Below are 19,646 nucleotides of genomic sequence, written 5' to 3' on the forward strand. Positions count from 1 at the left end.
ACTAAGCGTGCAATGAACGTGTTAAAGGGAGAGCGCAGCAATGGGGTCGAATCGGGCGTGGTTTTACCGCCCGACGGAGCGCCCCATGGTGCGGTAAACCCGCGATCACCAAGCGTAAAATGAACGTGTTAAAGGGAGAGCGCAGCAATGGGGTCGAATCGGGCGTGGTTTTACCGCCCGACGGAGCGCCCCATGGTGCGGTAAACCCGCGATCACCAAGCGAGCAACGAACCTGTTAAAGGGAGATCACCCACAGCAGCCCAGGCCCGCCGGCCCGGGCAACGCCCTAATTTATAGCGCTTTTAAGCTGCTTAACCCAGCTTTCCACCCGCCCGGCGCTCAGATCCGACTGATTGTCCTGATCCAACGCCAGCCCGACAAACACGTCATCCTCCAGCGCGGCGGAGGCGGTAAAAACATAGCCGTCACGGGGCCATTCACCGATAACCGTCGCGCCGGCATCCGCCACGATATCGTACAGCTCGCCCATGGCGCTGACGAAATTATCCGGATACGCCTCCTGATCCCCCAGACCGAACAGCGCCACGGTTTTGCCGCTTAAATCCGCCTGCGCCAGGGTATCGGCGAACTCCGCCCAGGACTCGCTCTGGCACTCCGCCTCCAGACCGGGCAGTTGCCCTTCGCCCAAGGTGGGCGTCCCCAGAATAAGTATCTCATAGGCCAGCAAGTCATCAATTGTCGCCCGGTTGATATTAACCGGTTCCGCCGCCTCGCCGTCAAAATGCTGGTGAATCAGCTTGGCAATCTTGCGGGTTTTACCGGTGTCGGTGCCGAAAAAAATGCCGATTTTAGCCATGATACGCTCCATAAAGTTCGCTAATCGCTACAGGGTAATACCCTTCATCTTTCGAGCCGCAACTCGAGATCTATCGGGTATAATTTCAAATTACGTTTGGTGGGTTCAGACGGCGTTACTCCCCATCGTCGTCGTCCTCGCTGCCTTTCCTGGCGGCCGGCAGATAAATTTCCACCCGATCCCCTTCGTTTACCGGCGTATCGGGCGAACATAAACGGCCGTATATTCCGGTACGGTGGCTATCGAGGTCCAGATAAGGAAACAGTTGCGGCAGCTGCGAGGCCAGAATGGCTTCCCGCACCGTTACCGGTCCGTCCAGCTTCATCTGTATGCAGCGGCCCTGGTCGCCGTTAACATGGGCTACGGAGAATTTCATCAATGACATCCCCCGGCGCTTTCACGGGCCAGCTCAACCGCGCTGGCGCGCAGGGTCAAACGTTTCACCAGCCGGATGCCGCTGAGCAGCATGCCCATTACCACAAATCCCCCCGGCGGCAGCAGCATCAATAAAAAGCCGCGATACCCAGGCAGCAGGTGCATTTCGAGAAAGCGAAAATGACTGCCCAGCAACAGAGACGCGCCGCTGAATAACGTCCCGCTGCCGATAATTTCCCGCACCGCGCCGACGCTGGTGAGGCCCAGGGTAAAGCCCAGACCGGTGGAGAGCCCGTCCAGCGCCGCCGGAATAGCCTTGTTGTGGGCGGCAAAAGCCTCGGCCCGACCCAGCAGGGCGCAGTTGGCGACGATAAGGGGAATAAACAGCCCCATGACCTTATGCAGATCGTGCATCCAGGCGTTCATGGTCAAATCAAGAATCGTCACCAGCGAGGCGATGATGGAGATATAGACCGGAATGCGAATCTGGCTGGGGGTGATTTTGCGCAGCGCCGACACGATAAAATTCGAACAGGCCAGCACCATTGCGGTCATCAGTCCCAACCCCAGTCCGTTGGTGGCGGTGGTGGTGATGGCCATCAGCGGACACAGGCCGAGAATCTGCACGAAGGTGACGTTATTGGTAAAAACGCCGCTGAGCATAATGTCCCGCAATAGCGGCTCAGTGCTTACGCTTATGTCCGGCGACGGCGGCCGGCCATTTTCATCACTCATGTCACTCAGGTTCTTTTCACTCATGGCTTTTTCACTCATTGCCCCGGCTCCTGTTTACCCAGAAATTGCGCCCGGTACTGGCGATATTGCAGCAGATTCTCATGCACCCCTTTGACCACCGCCCTTGGCGTAATGGTGGCGCCGGTGAAGGCATCGAACTGACCGCCGTCTTTTTTCACATGCCATTGCTGTTCGGTGAGATTGGCCAGGGATTTGCCGTTAAAGCTTAAAATCCACGGGCTGCGGCCCAGTTCGATGGCATCCCCCAGCCCCGGTGTCTCTTTATGGCTGATGACCCGCACGCCGGTGATGGTCCCGTCGGCGGCGATGCCGGTAAGCAGCTCTATCGGCCCGCCATAGCCCTGGGTGACGCTGGTGAGAATGATTCCGCTGGGCCGGCCTTGCAGGCTGGCGCGGTAAAAATGAACCGATTGGCCGCCCATAATCAGGGACTGTTCCGCATCCGCCAGCGCATTGTCGTAGCCGGCGGCGGGGAAGACTTGCGACAGCATGCTCTGGGTGTCCTCTTTTTCACGCTGGATAATCTGCCCGTGGGTCAGCCACCAGCAGCCGGCCACCAGCAAACAGACAATCAGGGTAAACGCACCCAGTAAAAAGGCCTGGGTAAGGGGACTTTCCCGTTTCGGTAGCAATAACGTTAACCCGCGGCTTACCATGGCGGCGGCATTCATAATGATTTCTCCTTGCTGCTCACGTGGCCGTAGGCTTTTGGCTGGGTATAGTTGTCAATCAGCGGGGTCACCGCGTTCACCAGCAGCACGGCGAAGGCCATCCCCTCAGGGAAATTGCCGAAGGCGCGGATGCAATAGGTAATAAAGCCCGCCAGCGCGCCGAAAATCAGCCGGCCGCGCACGCTGCCGGGGCCGGTAACCGGATCGGTGAGGATATAGAACGCCCCAGTATCAGTCCGCCGCTGGTGAGCTGGGCCAATGGCGGGACGATGCCGGCGGGGAGATAAGCCAATGCAGGGTGCCGGGCACCAGGCAGCCGAGCAGCGTCGCCACCGGGATGTGCCAGCTGAACACCCGCTGCCACATCAGCCACAGGCCGCCGGCCAGCAGCAGCAAAGGAGCTTTCCCCAGGCTGCCGTTGCGGTTGCCCAGCAGGTTGGCCAAGAGGTCGAGGTGCTGACGGCCGCTCTCCTGAAGCCGCCCAACAGGGTGGCGCCGGTGACGCCGTCCACCCCAGGCGGTAAAGGCGCCGTCGTAAAGGCGGCGGATCTACCCAGCGGGTCATTTCCACCGGAAAGGCAATCAATAACACCACCCGTGCCAGCATCGCCGGATTAAACAGGTTCTGTCCCAGTCCGCCATAGATATGTTTGCCGAACGCAATGGCGATGAAGCTGCCCAGGGCGCCCAGCCATAAAGGAGCATGGGGCGGCAGGCTTAGGGCCAGGATCAGGGCGGTTAATATCGCCGCGCCGTCCAGCGTATGGCCCTGGGCGTTGGGATTGAGCTTCAGGCACAGGGCTTCACAAACAAGCGCCGTCAGCAGGCAGCAAAAAATCAACAGCACCGACTGTGGACCATACTGCAAAAACGCCAGTATCACTGCCGGCAACAGGGAGAGATTCACCCGGTACATCAGCGTATCGACGCTGAGACCCTGATGGGCGTGCGGAGCGGTCAGCATGAGGGATCCTCTGGTGTCGTGGCGGCCCGGCGGGAGCGCCGTGCCGGTTTGGCGGCCAGCGCCGCCGCTTTCGCGGCCGCTTCTTTTGCCAGCCGCGCCTGCCGGTTGGCGCTGTTTTGCCGGGTACGTTCCATTTTGTCTTCTTGGCGTTTCAACAGCCGCAGCTGCTGCTGTCCCCAATCAAAGAACTGGGTCAAGGGCAGCGCCGCCGGACAGACGTAGGCACAAGATCCGCACAGCAGGCAGGCATTCAATCCCTGCTGTTGCGCCTTGGCGAAACCGTCGTTTTTCAGTTCCGCGAAGAGAGACAGGGGTGCGAGGCTCATGGGACAGGCATCCAGACAACGGCCGCAGCGCAGGCAGGCGCTGGGCTTGGTTTGCGGTAGTTCGTCCCCGGTCAGCAGCAGCAGCCCGCTGGTGCCTTTATTGATGGGAACATCCAGGTCGTCCACGGCGCGGCCCATCATCGGTCCACCCAGCACCATGCGGGCCGGCTGGGTTTTCAGACCGCCGCATTGGCCGATAATTTCCTTGATCGGCGTGCCGATGGGCACCAGGAGATTGCCCGGCTGCTCAATGGCCCGGCCGCTGACGGTAATCACCCGGTGGGTCACCGGCTTGCCGAAGCGTATGGCATGGAAAATCGCGATACAGGTGCCGACGTTTTGCACCAGAACGCCCATTTCCGTGGAGCGGCGATTTTGCGGGATTTGCCGGCCGGTCACCGCCTCAATCATCTGTTTGGCCGAGCCGATGGGATAGAGGGAGGGCAGTATCACCACCTCGATGTGATCCTCCTGCCGGCAGAGCTCGTCAAGCCTGGCGATGGCTTCGGTTTTGTTATCTTCGATGCCGATATAGACCTGCTTGGCCTGGGTAATGGTCTGCAGATAGCGGATACCGCCGATGATAAACTCCCCTGCTCGCGCATCAGCCGGTCGTCGGTGGTGAGATAGGGCTCGCACTCTCCGCCGTTAACGATGAGGGTTTCAATGGGATAACGCAGGCTCATCCTGATTTTATCGGCGGCGGGGAACATGGCGCCGCCCATGCCGACTATGCCCGCCTGTTCAATAAACGACAGCATGGTTTGTGTCTCGCTGAGTCCCTCGGCGGCGGTTAACCGGGGCGCCGGCGATTGCTGGTCGGAGACCTTGATGGTGATACAGCCCTGATCGCCGGTGGTCACCGAGGTCACGACGCCGGACAGGGCGCTGTGAACCGGCGCCGACATACGCTCGCGCGCTTCGGCTATCAATTGTCCGGCGGCTACGCTCTCCCCCTCCGCCACGATGGGCACCGCGGCGGGGCCGGTATGCTGGCGTAAGGGAATAATCAGCCGGCGCGGCGTCGCCAGCGGACGAATGGCGATTTCGCGGGTCAAGGATTTATGGCTGTAAGGACGAATACCGCCATGGGGTTTCATTCTGGCGTTAAACATACGAAGCCTCGCGGATAGGAAGGCGGGGTTTGGTCGCCGTAGGCGTCAGCAGGGGATCGGCCCTCAGCTGTATCGCTTGTTGCGGACAAACGCTGAGGCAGGCGGCGCAGCCGGTGCAATCCTCGGCTAAAATACCGTGCCGCTGGCGGGGGGCGCCGATAATGGCATCGAAATTACACTTCTTCTGGCAACGGCCGCAGCCGTCGCACATCTCGGCGCTGATAAGGGCCACCATCGGCCCGTCGTCATCGCCGCCATCCAGAGGCACATCCAGCAAAACGGCGATGCGTTTCGCCAGGGCCGCGCCCCCCGGCGTGCAGGCGCTCACCGGCGCCTCGCCGCGCACCATGGCCGCCGCCGCCTGTACGCAGCCGGGGAATCCGCACTGTCCGCACTGGCCGTTGGGCAGCAGCGCCGCCACCGATTCGATGCGCGGGTCTTTATCCACCTTGAAATAGAGGGCGGCGAAACCCAGCAAATAACCGATGACCATGCCAATGGCGGGAACCGCCAGAACCGGTAATATCCCATTCATCATTATCTCCTTATCCCGCCAGCCCGGCGAAACCGGTAAAGGCCAGCGCCAGGATGCCCGCGGTGATAAAATTTATCGGCGCGCCGCGAAACAGCAGCGGGGAGGAGGCGTTGCTTTGCCGCTCCCGCAGACCGGAAAAAATCACCATTACCAGGGAGTAACCCAGGGAGGAACTGAAGCCGAACACCACGCTGTGCAAAAAGCTCAGATTGTCGTCCAATACCAGCAGCGCCACGCCGAGCACCGCGCAGTTGGTGGTGATAAGCGGCAGGAAAATTCCCAGGGTGCGGTACAGGGCCGGACTCTGTTTGGCCAGAAACAGCTCCAATAGCTGCACCAGAGACGCTATCACCATAATCAGCGAGAGCAGGCGCAGATATTCCATACCCAGCGGCACCAGGATCCAGTGATAAATCATCCAGCCCAGTCCGGCGGACAGGGTGATGACAAAGGTGGTTGCCATGGACATCCCCAGCGCCGAATCCACTTTGTTGGTCACGCCCATAAATGAGCACAGGCCAAGAAAGCGCGACAGAACGATGTTATTCACCAGGCCGTTGGCCAAAACAATCAGCAAAATTTCTTTCATACCTTCCCCGACAGCCTTTGACGTCTTTCCGGGAGAGTATTGCGAAAGCTGTGCCATATCGCATAGAGCAAAAAATGTTCAATGATAGTGCAGGAACGTGCTTCACGCTGGCGCGCGGCGGGCGCAGGCCGGGGGCATAAGACGCGCGGGACGGGTGCGAAAGGCGGTTTTTGGGCTAAAAACCCGTGTCCAGATCAATGTTTATCGCGGTTTTTGGTCGGTAGGTATCAAACTTGCACAATTTACATTGTTAATTGTGCTTCATGTCATCCTGTCGCGATACCTGACAAATTGTCGTGAAACGCACAGTACGTTTTTGAGCCAGATCAGGCAGGAGTTTTTATGCGTCTACCTTTATTTGATGAGACATCGCTGCTGGAAAAAACCGCCCACGCACCGGCGTTGTCGGCACTGCGTCCGGGTTTGTTTTATACGGCGGTGGAGCAATCATCGGTGGCTATCTCTATTACCGACCCCAGGCGAACATTGTCTACACCAACCTGGCTTTCCGTCAGTTGACCGGTTACAGCGAAGCAGAGCTGACCGGGATAAATCATAACCTGCTGGCCAGCCGCCAGACGCCGAAAAGAAACTATAGGGAAATGTGGAATTCCATCACCCAGGGCCTGTCCTGGGTCGGGCAACTGATCAATAAACGCAAGGACGGCAGCCTTTATCTGGCTGAGGTCAGCATCTCCCCCATCTTCAGTCCGGACGGCCAGATCGAGCATTACCTCGGCATGCACAAAGATATCAGCGACAGCTATGCCCTGATGCAGCGTTTGCGCAATCAGATGACCCTTATCGCGGCGGTGCTGAACAATGTGCCGGCGCCGGTTATCGTGCTGGATGAGCATGACAACATCGTGATGGATAATCTGGCCTATAAAACCCTGTGCGCAGATTGCGGCGGCGGGGAGCTGCTGGCGGAGCTCGGCTATCCCGCCAACAAAACGCAGCTGGCGGAAGGGGAGCGCGTTTCGCTGAATCATTGCGGAGTCACCCGCACGTTCGGCATGAGCATCTGGCCGCTGTCGGAAGTGAACGAAGAAGTCAGCCGCTTTTTTACCAATGTCGCGCCGCCCCGTACCCTGATAACCCTTATCGATGACAGCGAGCGACAGCGACAGCGCGCGCAGCAGCGGCTGGAGCAGCTTAAACACCGCCTGGCGTCCGGGAAACTGCTGGCGGCGATCCGCGAATCGCTGGATGCGGCCATGGTCCAGCTAAGCGGTCCGCTGAATATGCTGGCCGCCGCCCGGCGTTTAAATCCCAATGGCGATACGCATCCCGGACTCGATGCAGCCTGGCAGGAGGGACAACAGGCGCTGGCCCGGCTGCAGGCTTGCCGTCCGTCGCTGGAACAGGAAGAGCATGATTTCTGGTCAGTGGGGGACGTTTTGCAGGATCTGTCGGATCTTTATCAGCCGCGCATCCGCGGGCTGGGCAAGCTTAACTGGCATTGCCGTCCGGAAATCCTGCTGGGCTGGGGACAGCGCCACCAGGTGCTGGCATCCCTGAGCCTGTGGCTGGACCGCTGCCTGACACTGGCGGGAGAGCATCCCTCCACGCCGCTTAATATTGCCATCAGCGCTTACGCCCAGGACAATGCGTTCTTTTTCACCCTGCAGGATAACCTGTCGATGCATCCGGTGCAGACCGCGGCCCAGCCGCAAACCTTCACCACGCCGGGGCACGGCATGGAGCTGCGGTTGATACAAACCCTGATCGGTAATCATCAGGGCATGATTGATATCCATACCCAGGCGGAGGGCGGTACGCATTTGACCCTTCGTCTGCCTTTGCCTGCCAAGTTGTTCAGGCATCCGGTCATAGCAGGAGAATCCTAATGAATCATCTCCCCACCTCCGAGCACGTTTCGCGGCGTTTTGATCTTTCTCAGCAGTTTACCGCGCTACATAAAATCAGCGTGGCCTTGAGCCGTTCATTGGATATGGGGCAAACGCTCCAGTCGATGATCCAGGCTTTGTATGAACACGCCTTTATGCAGTACGGCATGGTCTGCCTGTTTGACAAAACCCGCAGCGCTTTATTTATCGAAGCGATCTACGGCGCCGATAGTGAAGTGGTGAAGGGATTCAAAAATGTGCGCTACCGTATCGGCGAGGGCATTCTGGGAACGGTCATGAGCCAGCAGCGTTCGCTGGTTTTGCCACGGGTTTCGGACGATCCTCGCTTTCTCGACCGGCTTAATCTTTATGATTACAACCTGCCGTTTATCTGTGTGCCGATTCCCGGTCCCGACGGCATCCCCCTCGGGGTGTTGGCGGCGCAGCCGATGGAGCTACACGAAGACAGGCTGCCGGCCAGCACCCGGTTTCTGGAAATGGTGGCCAATCTGATTTGCCAAACCGTCAGGATGGTGGGGCACATGAGTATCGAAACCGAAGCCCTACGCCAGGAACGGGATACCCTGCGCCGTAAGGTCAAGCATCAGTACGGCTTTGACAATATGGTGGGTAAAAGCCAGTCCATGCGGCAAATTTTCGATGTCATCCGTCAGGTGGCGAAATGGGATACCACGGTATTGGTGCGCGGCGAGAGCGGCACCGGTAAAGAGCTCATCGCCAACGCGATCCATTATAACTCGCCGCGTACCCTTGAGCCGTTCGTGAAATTCAACTGCGCGGCGCTGCCGGATACCCTGTTGGAAAGCGAATTGTTCGGCCACGAGAAAGGTGCGTTTACCGGTGCGGTGCGCCAGCGTAAAGGACGTTTTGAACTGGCCGACGGCGGCACGCTGTTTCTCGATGAAATCGGTGAAAGCAGCGCTTCTTTCCAGGCGAAATTGCTGCGTATTCTGCAAGAGGGGGAGATGGAACGCGTCGGCGGCGATACCACCCTTAAAGTCAACGTGCGGATTATCGCCGCCACCAACCGCAACCTGGAAGAGGAGGTGCGCGCCGGTAATTTTCGCGAGGATCTCTATTATCGCCTGAACGTGATGCCCATCAGCCTGCCGCCGCTGCGGGAACGGCAGGAGGATATTGTCGAACTGGCGCAATTCCTGATCGCCAAACTCTCGGCCAAGCAGGGACGTGAGCTGCGAATCAGCGACGGCGCGCTGCGTCTGCTGATGAGCTACAGCTGGCCCGGCAACGTGCGTGAGCTGGAGAACTGTCTGGAACGGGCGTCGGTGATGTCGGAGGAGGGCCTGATCGACCGCGATATCATTTTATTCAACCACAGTGAATCCCCCGCCATGTCCCCGCCGGCGGCGCTCCACGGTCTGTCTCAGTCTTCGCCCCATTCGCAGTCCCAGGGGGACGGCGATATGGACGACCGGCAACGGCTTATCGCCGCGCTGGAAAAATCCGGCTGGGTGCAGGCCAAGGCCGCCCGCCTGCTGGGCATGACGCCGCGTCAGGTCGCCTACCGCATCCAAATCCTCAATATCAATATGCATCGATTGTAGATAAAAAGCGTTTTCCCGCTTTCGGTTTGGGCCGGGAGCGGGGGAAATGCTATTTTACACTTATTGCGTTCTGTGGTTTATTCCGTCCCTCCAGGTTTGCTATTCGCCGGCATAGCTCGATACGGATAAAATAAAGTGTGAATATATTATCTTATATCCTGCAAAATTATATTAATTAAGTTAAGATTAATTTATATTAATTGTATTTTTCATTCGGTTATTTTTTTAAAAATACCCGGTCAAAAGTGTCTGACGGCGATAAATGCTGTTATTCTTCCTTAAATAAAAATTTCTCCAGACACCCCGAAAGATAAAGGATCAGGTCTATTTTTTATAATTAGATAAGGCGACACCCTAAATAATTCGAGTTGCCGCCTTCCTGCAACGTGAAGCATGACGGGTATAGGCTATTAAAATTGAACCAGGTAACTAATAAGTTGAAATATGCATTCAATAGATTACTGCTGCCGAAAAATAAGCTGAACCGTTATGATTCTGCCACCGACCAGCCCGGCGAAGGTTTGTTTACTCCCATGGCCGCCCTGCTGGCGGCGCTGCCCATACTGAACCGGCACGGCCGGCAGGGGCCTAAAGCGCAGAAATCCGAGGCGCGCAACGCGGATATACAGAGATACGGGGCGCTGCGGGCACCAAAGGCGCAAAACCCCAAGCGGAACGAGACAGACCGGCATCTCAGGATAATGCACGGAGTCATCAATGCCCTCTGCGCGGCGCTGTTGGCGCTTATCCTTATTACCTGGTTCCAGCTGAGCCGGTATGGAGAACCCCGCCTCCTGCGGCTGCTGTGGCCAAAGGTAACCGGGGTGTTTCCCCATGTCCTTCACGCTGCAGACTTCCTGGTTGATGCAGGGGGCGGCGGCGGGATTGATTGTTCTCTGGTGGCAGGTTATCCGCGCCGGCAACGGGAACCGGGTGCTGATGTCCTGGTCCGCCGGGCTGGCAATGCTGTGGGGAACCGCGTTTTTACTGCTGATGCCGTGGTTTGATGCGGCACGCAGCTATCGCGACACCTTTCACTCCCTAAACCCCCTGGTTAGCCAGGAGCATTGTCTGGCCACCGACGGACTCGGCGAATCGGAACTGGGGCTGTTGCATTACGTCACCGGAAGGGCCGGGACGCGGATCTACGCCGGCTGGTCCGGTGAAGGTGACGGTGTCACATTGAACGGGGCCTCGTTGCGCTGCAACCTGCGGCTGGTACAGGATTCATTGAAAAATCCAGGTAAAAAGCACTCCGCTGACTGGTATGAAATCTGGCGCGGGCACCGCCCGGCCGACGGCAACGGCTTTATTCTCTACCGTCGCAACGGCTCTGACGACTAACCGCGGGCCGGGGCGACATTGCATGTTTAACAGGGGACGCGTTCTCCTTGGCATGGCAACGGGCTGACGTTTAATCGCAGAATGAGCGAGACATACGGGGCCGAATGGTTTTGTCGTATTCAAGACAATGTCGGCAAAGCGGATTGTACAACACAGGGCCTCCAACGGGCAGCGTGATCCAACTATAAGAAATATAAGCTATTAAACGCCAGAATTTCCAGGCATGGCATTTGCACCATGACAGCCATATGTCGTAATGCATAAGGCGGTTTACATGGCATCCTGTCACTCCTCAGCTAATCCGGGCTGCGGCGCTTCCGGCGGAGCGGAATTAACCCCGCTCCAGGCGGATAAAATAGCGCAGCACCCCTGTTACTCCCGTTCCGCCCATCATCGCTACGCACGCATGCATCTGGCGGTGGCCCCGGCCTGTAATCTGCAATGCCACTACTGCAACCGTAAATACGATTGCAGCAATGAATCCCGGCCGGGGGTGGTATCGGAAGTCCTGTCCCCCGCACAGGCGATTGCCAAAGCCCGCCATGTGGCCGCCGCACTGCCGCAGCTGGCGGTTATCGGCATCGCCGGCCCGGGCGATCCGCTGGCGAATATCGCCCGCACCTTCAACACCCTGGAAGGGCTGCGCTCGGCTCTGCCGGATATCAAACTCTGCCTGTCCACCAATGGCCTCGCTCTGCCGGAGGTGGTGGACCGGCTGGCGGATGTCGGGGTGGATCATGTGACTGTCACGGTCAACGCACTGGACGTTGACATCGCGGCGCAAATCTACCCCTGGCTGTGGTTCGACGGCGAGCGCCTGGAAGGACTGGAAGCAGCGGCGCTGCTGCTGGCGCGTCAGGAGGAGGGGATACGTAAACTGACCGCCCGTGGCATCATGGTAAAAATCAATTCGGTGCTGATTCCGGGTATCAACGATCGCCACTTGCCGGCGGTTAGCGAGAAAGCGCGGGAATGGGGCGCCATGTTGCACAACGTCATGCCCCTTATCTCCCGGCCGGAGCATGGCACCGTCTTCGGTTTGCAAGGACAGCGGGAACCGAGCGCGCGGGAAGTCGCCGAGGTACGCGCCAACTGCGGAATGTCCATGCCGCAAATGGCCCATTGCCACCAGTGCCGGGCGGATGCCATCGGTATGCTGGGTGAAGATCGCAGCCAGAGTTTCCCCCTGTCGGCGATACCCCAAACCGCCGAACCCTATCTCCCGGTCATGTACCGGCGCGCGCAAATCCAGGCCGGCATCGCCACCGCCGGAGAATCCGAGTCCGCGGACGCCTGCCTGGTGGCTGTGGCCACGCGGGAAGGGGTGCTGATTGACGAACATTTCGGCCACGTACAGCGGTTCCAGATTTACAGCGCGTCCGCGGCCGGCGTAACACTCATCGGAGAGCGGTTCACCCCGCCTTTTTGCACCGATAAGTCCGAATGCGATGATGAAGTCAGCCGGCATGAACAGCGGCTTGACGCGGTGGTGGCGCTGCTGGCGGATGTCTCGGCGGTTTTTTGCGCCCGCATCGGCTTAAGCCCCTGGCAGCGTCTGGAACAGGCCGGCATCGAGCCTTGCGTCTCCGGGGCCTGGCAATCGGTCACCGAAGTGATCGCGCTATGGTGGCAACAACACCGGCTGGTGCCGTCGGCCGGAAAAAATCGCGGGGGGGCGGCCTGATGGTTACCGGGCCCACCGATAATCTGCTGCCCGCCCGGGCGGAAATCTGGCTGCGGCGGTTAATGCTAACCCATTTGCAAGGCGGGGCGCGATTCCCTGCGGATATGGGGCTGTCGCCCGCCGCTTACCGCCAACTGGCGCAGCGGGTACTGCTCGCTCCCGACTCCCGGCCGCATAACCTGCGCCAGCAGGACGAGTTGATCGCCATGCTGCAACGCTCCCGCCGACAGGAACGCCAGGGACTGGCGGAGTGGCTGCAGCAATATATGGTACCCCGCGGCGCGCCGTTAAATCAGCTCATCGCCCGCGGCTCCCTGGGTTTTAGCCATCTCTGGCAAGACCTGGGGCTATCCTCGCGAGAGGAGCTGCGGGAATTGATGACCGACTGCTTCCCGGAGCTGGTGCGAATGAACCATCGCAACATGCGGTGGAAAAAATTTTTCTACCGCCAGCTGTGCCTGGCCGACTCAGGGGAAATCAACTGCCGCTCGCCAAGCTGCGAACAATGCATCGAACAGGAAAGCTGCTTCGCCCCGGAAGACTGAGCGCCGGCTATCCCAGCGATCGCCGATCGTGCAACGAACGTGTTAAAGGGAAACCGTGCTGATGGGGTCGAATAGGGCGTGGTTTTCCCGCCCGACCGAGCGCCCCACAGCGCGGTAAGCCCGCGTTCGCCGATCGTGCCAACGAGCGTGTTAAAGGGCGCCAGCGCCGACGAGCCACGAAAGCGGCCGGCCCGCCGCAACGGGCCAAACTGCTATCCTTGCGTTTTACCCCACGCAACCATCATGGTCAACAGCGCCTTAAGCACCGGCTGCAACGACTCCGCCCGCTCCGGCAGATAATCAAAAGGGATCTCCTCTTGCATATAATTACACTGCGCCAATTCCAACTGCACCGCATGCTGCCGAGCATGGGGCTGGCCATAGGCCCGCGTGATATATCCCCCCTTGAAACGCTCGTTGATAACATAGCTAAAAGGCTGCCCCTGGCAAAACGCGCTCAATTTTTCTCCCAGGGACGGGGCGCAGCTCGCACCCTGATTGGTGCCCAGATTCAAATCCGGCAATGTGCCGTCAAACAGACGTGGGATCACCGAAGCAATGGAATGCGCATCAAAAAGCAGCGCATAGTCATGGCGCGCCTTGATTTCACTCAAACAGTCCTGGATTTTTTGATGATAAGGATGCCAGATTTCATCCAGATAACGTTTGCGTTCCTGCGCCGAAGGGACTTTACCCTCCACAAAGGTCGGGGTACCGTCAAACAGCGTATCGGGATACAGGCCGGTGGTGGCGGTTGCGTAAAGTGGCTTGTCGTCCGGCGGCCGGTTCAGATCGATAACCATCCGCGAATAATTCCCCACCAGAATATGGGCGCCCATCTCGCGGGCGAAATCATACAGCCGGGGATATGCCAATCCGTATCGGATAGCGGCCGGGCCGCCTCGCTAAGACCCGCTTCAACCGCCGGCGTCAGTTTGGTGCCGGCATGGGGTATGCTCACCAGCAACGGTATTGTCCCGGGTTCATAACTGAAAGCATCTTGAATTTGCATTCCTCAACTCCTCCTGATTAAGACGTTACCATCGAGTAAGGTTATTATCGGCGACGTTCGCCCCGATACACTACTGTTACCGGCATTTGCCCCCCCAGCCAGTAGGCCAGTTCCGCCGGATGCTTCACCGGCCAATGCACGAAATCAGCCAATTTCCCCGCTTCCAGCGAGCCCAGGGTATCCCCCAGCCCCAGCGCGCGGGCGGCATTGAGGGTCACGCCCGCCAGGGCTTCTTCCGGCGTCAGGCGAAACAGCGTACAGCCCATATTGATCATCAAACGCAACGAGCAGGCGGGGGAGGTGCCGGGATTGATATCGCTGGCCAGGGCCATCGGTACGCCGTGCCGCCGAAAAAGCGCCACCGGCGGCAGCTGCGTTTCGCGCAACATATAACAGGCCCCCGGCAGCAGCACCGCCACCGTCCCGGATGATGCCATAGCGCGGGCATCATCCTCGGTGGCGTACTCCAGATGATCCGCCGACAGCGCCTGCCAGCGGGCCGCCAGCGCGCTGCCTCCCAGAGACGATAGCTGCTCGGCATGGAGTTTCACCGGCAATCCCGCCTGGCGGGCGGCGGCAAACACCCGGGCGATTTGCGCCGGCGAAAACGCCAGATGCTCGCAAAAGCCATCCACCGCGTCCGCCAGACCCAGGGCCGCCACCTCAGGAATCCAGCGTTCGCATACCACATCGATATACTCATCCGCCCGGCCCCGGTATTCCGGCGGCAGCGCGTGGGCGGCCAGAAAGGTGGTACGAACCTGGATGGGATATTTTTGTCCGATTCGCCGGGCCACCCGCAGCATTTTTATTTCGTCATCCAGGGTCAGCCCATAACCGGATTTGATTTCGATACAGGTCACGCCTTCGGCCATCAGCATGGCCAGCCGGGCTTCCGCCGTCGCCAGCAGTTCCTCCTCCCCGGCCCCGCGGGTGGCGTTCACCGTAGAGAGAATCCCGCCGCCGGCGGCGGCGATATCGGCATAGCTGACGCCCTGGAGCCGCTGTTCAAATTCCAGGCTGCGGTTACCGCCGAACACCAGATGGGTATGGCAATCGATAAAACCGGGGGTAATCACCCCCCCGCCGAAATCATGCCGCACCGCGCCGGGGGACGCGGGCAGGTCGGCACGGGGGCCGACCCAGGCAATGCGGCCTTTTGCCACGGCAACGGCGCCGTCTTTTATCATGCCGTACTGGCCTTGGCGTAGCGTCGCCACATCGGCGCCCAGCCAGATACTGTCGAATCTTTGCGTTGCAGGCATTACCGGTTCCCCCTTAAACAGTCCATTCAGTTAAGCAATAAAGCTGCCAAAAAGTTGATATCGCGATCCGGGATAGAGCAGGCGGGCCGACGTCACCACCAATTTGCCGAACCAGGTGCGGCGATGAATAAGCAGACAGGGCTCGTTGTCCGCCAGCTGCAACAGCTCCCGCTCCAGGGCGCTGGCGCAGACCGCCTCCACCCGATGCTCGCCGGCGGTGAGCGGGGCGGCTTGCGTCAGATAAAAATAGGGCGTGATATGGTTAAAATCCTGCTGAAGATAATCGGGAGCGGTGAGGGGATTGACGCAACGGTCCTCCAACTGCACCGCGATATCATTTTCATAATGCACAATCATCGAATGGAACAACCGCTGGCCGGGCTGGATACCCAGCGACAGCGCCTCTTCGCCGGTGGCGGGGCGGGCATTGAGCTCCAACAGCCGGCTGCTGTGGCGATGGCCGCGGGCGGCGATTTCATCGGCGATATTGCGCACTTCCAGCATGGCGGTCTGGGGCTTGAGCTCGGCGACAAAGGGGCCGCCACCCTGCATACGCAGCAAATAGCCTTCGCTGGTGAGCTCCCGCAGGGCCCGGTTGATGGTCATGCGGCTGACGTTCAGCTCCGCCACCAGCTCGCTCTCCGAGGGAATGCGCTGATGGGGCGTCCAGGTGCCGGAGCGAATCTGCTGGATGATGGCTTGTTTGACCCGCTGGTAAATCGGCGCGGGGGTATCGCTCATTATGGCGGACAATTGTGCTGCGGACTGTAATTCAGCCACTTTCCAACCTCGGCTCGCAGGGAACATAATAAAACAGTTTACTGTTAGATTAAGCGTATGTATATGTATAGACAAGTGGATAAGCATTTCGTCTGGATGACCGCAATAACAACCCTTGTTTTCAACCTGAACCGGAAACCGCCATGCCCGTTTTTTTTGCTTCCCGAGCGCTGTTGGCGCAGGGATGGACCCGAAACGTCCGTCTTACCGTCGATCCCCAAGGCATCATAAAAACCGTCGAAGCCGACGCCCCGTCCGCGGACGCTGTCCTGCTTAACGGCCCCGTGCTGCCGTCCATGCCTAACCTGCATTCCCATGCCTTCCAGCGCGCCATGGCCGGATTGACGGAAGTGGCGGGCGATCCCCAGGACAGTTTCTGGACCTGGCGCGACGTGATGTATCGCATGGTGCGGCAACTGACGCCGGAGCAGGTGGGGATCATCGCCCGCCAGCTCTATATCGAAATGCTGAAGGGCGGTTATACCCAGGTGGCGGAATTTCATTATCTTCACCACGATCCCCAGGGACAACCTTATGAAAACCCCGCGGAAATGGCGTTGCATATCAGTCGCGCGGCGACGGAAAGCGGCATCGGCCTGACCCTGCTGCCGGTGCTCTACAGCTATGGCGGCTTCGGCGCCCGGCCGGCCCAGGAAGGGCAGCGGCGGTTTATCCAGCAAACCGAAGGCTATCTGCGCCAGCAGCAGGCGCTGATAAAACATCTGGCGGGCCGCGATAGGCAAAACCTCGGCGTGTGCTTTCATTCGCTGCGCGCGGTGGATGAGCGGCAAATCGCCGAGGTGTTGCAGGCGTCGGGACAGGATTTACCGGTACATATCCATGTGGCTGAGCAGGAAAAAGAGGTTAGCGACTGCCTGAGCTGGTCGGGACAGCGGCCGATCCAGTGGCTGCTGGAGCATTTCCCGGTGGACGATCGCTGGTGCCTGATTCACGCCACCCATATCGACAGGGCGGAATTAACCGCCCTGGCCCAAAGCGGCGCCACGGCGGGATTGTGTCCCACCACCGAAGCAAATCTGGGAGACGGCATTTTTCCCGCCACGGATTATCTCGCTCTGAACGGACGCTGGGGCATCGGCTCCGACAGCCATGTCTCCCTGAATGTGGTGGAGGAGCTTCGCTGGCTGGAGTACGGACAGCGCTTGCGCGATCAACGGCGTAACCGCATCGCCGGCGCGCGGCATAAAGCAGTGGGAGATACGCTTTATCTCGGCGCCCTGCAAGGGGGCGCCAAGGCCTGCGGCGAGCCGTTAGGCCAGTTGGCGCCGGGATATCGCGCCGACTGGCTGGTGCTGGATGACCAGGATCCCTATATCGGCACCGCTGCCGACCCGGCGCTCATCAATCGCTGGCTGTTCGCCGGCGGGCCGGGACAAATCCGGCATGTGTATGTGGGCGGACAGCAGCTGATAAGCGACGGGCATCACCGGCTCGAGCAGGAAAGCGCCCGGGCTTTTGCCGAGGTACTGCGCGACCTGAGCCGGGAGGCGCTATGAGCCGGCCGGTACGCTTCTCTTTCGATAGCCTGCCGGTCAGCCGCTGGCGAAACGGCGGCGGCGAGACCCGCGAAATCGTCAGCTGGCCCGCGGACGAGCTATTGCCCGCCCACAGCGGGCCGCTGCCGGCCCTGGATGATTTTGCCTGGCGCGCCAGTATCGCCACCATCGATCGGGACGGCGGATTTTCATCTTTCCCCGGCGTTGATCGCGTCATCACGTTGCTGGAAGGGAACGGCGTGGTCTTGCACGGCGCAAATGGCGTAGCCCATTCCTTGACCCGGACGGGGGAACCCTATGCCTTCGCCGGCGAAGAGTCCGTGACCGCGGTGCTGGCGGGGGGGGCCAGCCGGGATTTCAATATCATGACCCGGCGCCTCGATTGGCGGGCAAGCGTGGTGCGGATGGACCATGAATTCATTCTGCCCGCCGTTCACAGCGGGGTGTTGTATGTGCTGGCGGGGACGTGGCGCCTGGGGAACGATGATCAGGCGAAAGACGATAAGCCGCTGGCGGCGCGGGACGGCTGTTGGTGGCATCATCTGCCGTCGCCCCTGCGCCTGCGGCCGCTGGCGCCGGAGAGCCTGCTGCTGTGGGCGGATATCAGCGCGTTGTAACGGCTACCGGCGCTAGGTTTGCGGTATCTCATGCCGCCCCTTCACCAATAGATGGCAAAACGCTGCATGATTTCAGTGCGCGGCGCGTCATTATGGTTCAATCCGTTGGTGGCCGTCGGCATCGAGCCATCCATGAAGGCGGGCAAGAAGGCCGGCATTACCCTTGGGTGCTATGGATGGTTAGGCGGCATGGCGGGGCGCTATTCTGGCATAGGCTTTGCTTTGGTTAAAGTACCGGGTCTTGTATAGACAAGTCGATACAGTCGCATGGCCCGGCTTTTAGCCGGCCATCTTGGCCGTCTGTCAACTCAGGAGTGGGATATGAACAGTGTCGGTACCGGAAAATCGTTCTTAGGTCGCGTCAATCTCCTTGCCCTGGCCCTGGGCCTTATCTGTGCCGCCCCGGCCATGGCGGCCGATACCCCGGTGGCCATCGGCGTCTCCGGCTGGACCGGCTTCGCGCCGCTGACCCTGGCGGATAAAGCGGGAATATTCAAGCGCCACGGCCTGGACGTCACGTTGAAAATGATCCCGCAAAAAGACCGGCACCTGGCTATTGCCTCCGGTGACGTTCAATGTGCGGGCACTACCGTGGAAACCTATATCTCCTGGAACGCCAACGGCGTACCCATCACCCAGATTGTCCAGCTGGATAAATCATTCGGCGCCGATGGCCTGGTGGTGCGCAACAATATCAACAGCATCAAGGACCTGAAGGGGAAGACCATCAGCGTCGACGCTCCCGGCACCTCGCCCTATTTTACCTTGGCCTGGATGCTGGATAAAAACGGCATGAGCCTCAAAGACGTCAAGATAACCACCCTGGCCCCTGACGCGGCGGCCCAATCCTTTATCGCCGGCAGCAACGACGCCGCGATGACCTACGAACCTTATCTCTCATCGGTGCGGCAGAACCCGGCCAAAGGAAAAATTCTCGCCACTACCCTGGATTACCCTATGGTGATGGATACCTTGGGCTGTACCCCGCCTTCCTGAAAAGAATCCCCAGGCCGCCAAAGCCCTGGTGGAAAGCTATTTCGATGCGCTGGACATGATCCGCAAAGAACCGGATAAATCCAATGACATCATGGGCGCGGCGGTAAAAGAATCCGGCAAGGCCTTTGCCGAAGAATCCAGCTACCTGCGCTGGCAGGATCGGGAACAAAACAAGGTCTTCTTCAACGGCGAGATTAAAAGCTTTGAAGAAGAGGCGGCCAACCTGCTGCTGCAGATGAAAGTCATTCGCAAAAAACCGGATCTCAACACCCTCTATGATGCCAGCTACGTTAATCAATAAA

The 19,646-nt window shown here is 59.3% G+C and carries 21 protein-coding genes and 2 pseudogenes; 10 read left to right on the forward strand and 13 right to left on the reverse strand.

Features of this window, described 5'->3' with window-relative positions; all coding sequences use genetic code 11:
• Positions 1-286 precede the first annotated feature (286 nt).
• The 10 genes from GTU79_RS13640 to rsxA form a co-directional block, all read right to left on the reverse strand.
• Complete coding sequence (locus GTU79_RS13640; protein WP_132921706.1) at positions 287-817, reverse strand: flavodoxin; 531 nt, start codon at positions 815-817, stop codon at positions 287-289.
• A gap of 115 nt (positions 818-932) precedes the next feature.
• The gene (locus GTU79_RS13645; protein ID WP_203521518.1) at positions 933-1,193 is read right to left on the reverse strand and encodes an RnfH family protein; all 261 of its coding nucleotides are present in this window, start codon (positions 1,191-1,193) and stop codon (positions 933-935) included.
• Positions 1,193-1,966: an electron transport complex subunit E gene (locus GTU79_RS13650; RefSeq protein WP_253073600.1), complete on the reverse strand. Its 774-nt coding sequence runs from the start codon at positions 1,964-1,966 to the stop codon at positions 1,193-1,195. Before GTU79_RS13650 ends, GTU79_RS13645 begins: the two co-directional genes overlap by 1 nt.
• A complete protein-coding gene (rsxG, locus tag GTU79_RS13655; protein WP_243701405.1) occupies positions 1,963-2,619 on the reverse strand; it encodes an electron transport complex subunit RsxG in 657 nt (218 codons plus the stop codon). The genes GTU79_RS13650 and rsxG overlap by 4 nt, the downstream gene beginning before the upstream one ends.
• A complete protein-coding gene (locus GTU79_RS13660) occupies positions 2,616-2,801 on the reverse strand; it encodes an RnfABCDGE type electron transport complex subunit D (RefSeq protein ID WP_253073601.1) in 186 nt (61 codons plus the stop codon). The genes rsxG and GTU79_RS13660 overlap by 4 nt, the downstream gene beginning before the upstream one ends.
• Positions 2,786-3,583 (reverse strand): RnfABCDGE type electron transport complex subunit D, encoded by a 798-nt coding sequence (locus tag GTU79_RS31830; protein WP_214514049.1) that lies wholly within the window; start codon positions 3,581-3,583, stop codon positions 2,786-2,788. The genes GTU79_RS13660 and GTU79_RS31830 overlap by 16 nt, the downstream gene beginning before the upstream one ends.
• Positions 3,577-4,473, reverse strand: coding sequence for an RnfABCDGE type electron transport complex subunit C (locus GTU79_RS30375; RefSeq protein ID WP_253073659.1), 897 nt, complete (start codon positions 4,471-4,473; stop codon positions 3,577-3,579). Before GTU79_RS30375 ends, GTU79_RS31830 begins: the two co-directional genes overlap by 7 nt.
• Positions 4,359-5,024 (reverse strand): hypothetical protein, encoded by a 666-nt coding sequence (locus GTU79_RS30380; RefSeq protein ID WP_253073602.1) that lies wholly within the window; start codon positions 5,022-5,024, stop codon positions 4,359-4,361. The genes GTU79_RS30375 and GTU79_RS30380 overlap by 115 nt, the downstream gene beginning before the upstream one ends.
• The gene (locus GTU79_RS13675; RefSeq protein WP_203521515.1) at positions 5,017-5,562 is read right to left on the reverse strand and encodes an RnfABCDGE type electron transport complex subunit B; all 546 of its coding nucleotides are present in this window, start codon (positions 5,560-5,562) and stop codon (positions 5,017-5,019) included. The genes GTU79_RS30380 and GTU79_RS13675 overlap by 8 nt, the downstream gene beginning before the upstream one ends.
• Before the next feature lie 7 nt (positions 5,563-5,569).
• Positions 5,570-6,148, reverse strand: coding sequence for an electron transport complex subunit RsxA (gene rsxA / locus GTU79_RS13680; RefSeq protein ID WP_132921701.1), 579 nt, complete (start codon positions 6,146-6,148; stop codon positions 5,570-5,572).
• A 342-nt stretch (positions 6,149-6,490) separates the two neighbouring features.
• Here rsxA and GTU79_RS30385 point away from each other — a divergent pair, with 342 nt between their 5' ends.
• The 6 genes from GTU79_RS30385 to GTU79_RS13705 all read left to right on the forward strand — a co-directional run bounded on the left by GTU79_RS30385 (position 6,491) and on the right by GTU79_RS13705 (position 13,157).
• On the forward strand, positions 6,491-6,667 hold the full coding sequence (locus tag GTU79_RS30385; protein ID WP_253073603.1) for a hypothetical protein: 177 nt from the start codon (positions 6,491-6,493) through the stop codon (positions 6,665-6,667).
• Positions 6,649-7,998, forward strand: a complete 1,350-nt coding sequence (locus tag GTU79_RS13685; protein ID WP_253073660.1) for a PAS domain S-box protein — start codon at positions 6,649-6,651, stop codon at positions 7,996-7,998. Before GTU79_RS30385 ends, GTU79_RS13685 begins: the two co-directional genes overlap by 19 nt.
• The gene (gene nifA, locus GTU79_RS13690; protein ID WP_203521513.1) at positions 7,998-9,584 is read left to right on the forward strand and encodes a nif-specific transcriptional activator NifA; all 1,587 of its coding nucleotides are present in this window, start codon (positions 7,998-8,000) and stop codon (positions 9,582-9,584) included. Before GTU79_RS13685 ends, nifA begins: the two co-directional genes overlap by 1 nt.
• An 834-nt stretch (positions 9,585-10,418) precedes the next feature.
• Positions 10,419-10,928: a hypothetical protein gene (locus tag GTU79_RS13695; RefSeq protein WP_203521512.1), complete on the forward strand. Its 510-nt coding sequence runs from the start codon at positions 10,419-10,421 to the stop codon at positions 10,926-10,928.
• A 274-nt stretch (positions 10,929-11,202) separates the two neighbouring features.
• Positions 11,203-12,612, forward strand: coding sequence for a nitrogenase cofactor biosynthesis protein NifB (gene nifB, locus GTU79_RS13700; RefSeq protein ID WP_214514050.1), 1,410 nt, complete (start codon positions 11,203-11,205; stop codon positions 12,610-12,612).
• On the forward strand, positions 12,612-13,157 hold the full coding sequence (locus GTU79_RS13705) for a nitrogen fixation protein NifQ (RefSeq protein ID WP_214514051.1): 546 nt from the start codon (positions 12,612-12,614) through the stop codon (positions 13,155-13,157). The genes nifB and GTU79_RS13705 overlap by 1 nt, the downstream gene beginning before the upstream one ends.
• A 212-nt stretch (positions 13,158-13,369) precedes the next feature.
• Here GTU79_RS13705 and hutG read toward each other — a convergent pair.
• From hutG to hutC, 3 genes and pseudogenes are all read right to left on the reverse strand, one after another.
• A pseudogene (gene hutG, locus GTU79_RS13710) lies at positions 13,370-14,169 on the reverse strand (N-formylglutamate deformylase).
• A 44-nt stretch (positions 14,170-14,213) separates the two neighbouring features.
• Positions 14,214-15,434 carry an imidazolonepropionase gene (hutI, locus tag GTU79_RS13715; RefSeq protein ID WP_203521508.1) on the reverse strand — a complete coding sequence of 407 codons (1,221 nt, stop codon included), beginning with the start codon at positions 15,432-15,434 and terminating at the stop codon, positions 14,214-14,216.
• 30 nt (positions 15,435-15,464) lie between these two features.
• Complete coding sequence (gene hutC, locus GTU79_RS13720; protein ID WP_214514052.1) at positions 15,465-16,214, reverse strand: histidine utilization repressor; 750 nt, start codon at positions 16,212-16,214, stop codon at positions 15,465-15,467.
• 143 nt (positions 16,215-16,357) lie between these two features.
• On the opposite strand from hutC, the gene GTU79_RS13725 reads away from it, so the two are divergent.
• The 4 genes and pseudogenes from GTU79_RS13725 (at position 16,358) to GTU79_RS13740 (ending at position 19,645) form a co-directional block, all read left to right on the forward strand.
• Positions 16,358-17,731 (forward strand): formimidoylglutamate deiminase, encoded by a 1,374-nt coding sequence (locus GTU79_RS13725; protein WP_203521507.1) that lies wholly within the window; start codon positions 16,358-16,360, stop codon positions 17,729-17,731.
• A complete protein-coding gene (locus GTU79_RS13730) occupies positions 17,728-18,348 on the forward strand; it encodes a HutD/Ves family protein (RefSeq protein WP_203521506.1) in 621 nt (206 codons plus the stop codon). Before GTU79_RS13725 ends, GTU79_RS13730 begins: the two co-directional genes overlap by 4 nt.
• A 66-nt stretch (positions 18,349-18,414) precedes the next feature.
• Entirely contained in the window at positions 18,415-18,597 is a 183-nt protein-coding gene (locus GTU79_RS13735) for a hypothetical protein (RefSeq protein WP_203521505.1), read from the forward strand.
• Positions 18,598-18,756: 159 nt separating this feature from the next.
• Positions 18,757-19,645 (forward strand): annotated as a pseudogene (locus GTU79_RS13740) (ABC transporter substrate-binding protein).
• Position 19,646: the final 1 nt, after the last annotated feature.

This window comes from Sodalis ligni, from assembly GCF_016865525.2.
In the GTDB taxonomy this organism is placed as follows: domain Bacteria; phylum Pseudomonadota; class Gammaproteobacteria; order Enterobacterales; family Enterobacteriaceae; genus Acerihabitans; species Acerihabitans ligni.

Coding starts and splice junctions, on each gene's coding strand:
- GTU79_RS31830 (WP_214514049.1), bottom strand. CDS start 3,583: ATGCTGACCGCTCCGCACGCCCATCAGGGTCTCAGCGTCGATACGCTG.
- GTU79_RS13735 (WP_203521505.1), top strand. CDS start 18,415: ATGATTTCAGTGCGCGGCGCGTCATTATGGTTCAATCCGTTGGTGGCC.
- nifB (WP_214514050.1), top strand. CDS start 11,203: ATGGCATCCTGTCACTCCTCAGCTAATCCGGGCTGCGGCGCTTCCGGC.
- rsxG (WP_243701405.1), bottom strand. CDS start 2,619: ATGAATGCCGCCGCCATGGTAAGCCGCGGGTTAACGTTATTGCTACCG.
- rsxA (WP_132921701.1), bottom strand. CDS start 6,148: ATGAAAGAAATTTTGCTGATTGTTTTGGCCAACGGCCTGGTGAATAAC.
- GTU79_RS30385 (WP_253073603.1), top strand. CDS start 6,491: ATGCGTCTACCTTTATTTGATGAGACATCGCTGCTGGAAAAAACCGCC.
- GTU79_RS13650 (WP_253073600.1), bottom strand. CDS start 1,966: ATGAGTGAAAAAGCCATGAGTGAAAAGAACCTGAGTGACATGAGTGAT.
- GTU79_RS13725 (WP_203521507.1), top strand. CDS start 16,358: ATGCCCGTTTTTTTTGCTTCCCGAGCGCTGTTGGCGCAGGGATGGACC.
- GTU79_RS13640 (WP_132921706.1), bottom strand. CDS start 817: ATGGCTAAAATCGGCATTTTTTTCGGCACCGACACCGGTAAAACCCGC.
- hutI (WP_203521508.1), bottom strand. CDS start 15,434: ATGCCTGCAACGCAAAGATTCGACAGTATCTGGCTGGGCGCCGATGTG.
- nifA (WP_203521513.1), top strand. CDS start 7,998: ATGAATCATCTCCCCACCTCCGAGCACGTTTCGCGGCGTTTTGATCTT.
- GTU79_RS13695 (WP_203521512.1), top strand. CDS start 10,419: ATGTCCTTCACGCTGCAGACTTCCTGGTTGATGCAGGGGGCGGCGGCG.
- GTU79_RS13730 (WP_203521506.1), top strand. CDS start 17,728: ATGAGCCGGCCGGTACGCTTCTCTTTCGATAGCCTGCCGGTCAGCCGC.
- GTU79_RS13675 (WP_203521515.1), bottom strand. CDS start 5,562: ATGATGAATGGGATATTACCGGTTCTGGCGGTTCCCGCCATTGGCATG.
- GTU79_RS30380 (WP_253073602.1), bottom strand. CDS start 5,024: ATGTTTAACGCCAGAATGAAACCCCATGGCGGTATTCGTCCTTACAGC.
- GTU79_RS13705 (WP_214514051.1), top strand. CDS start 12,612: ATGGTTACCGGGCCCACCGATAATCTGCTGCCCGCCCGGGCGGAAATC.
- GTU79_RS13645 (WP_203521518.1), bottom strand. CDS start 1,193: ATGAAATTCTCCGTAGCCCATGTTAACGGCGACCAGGGCCGCTGCATA.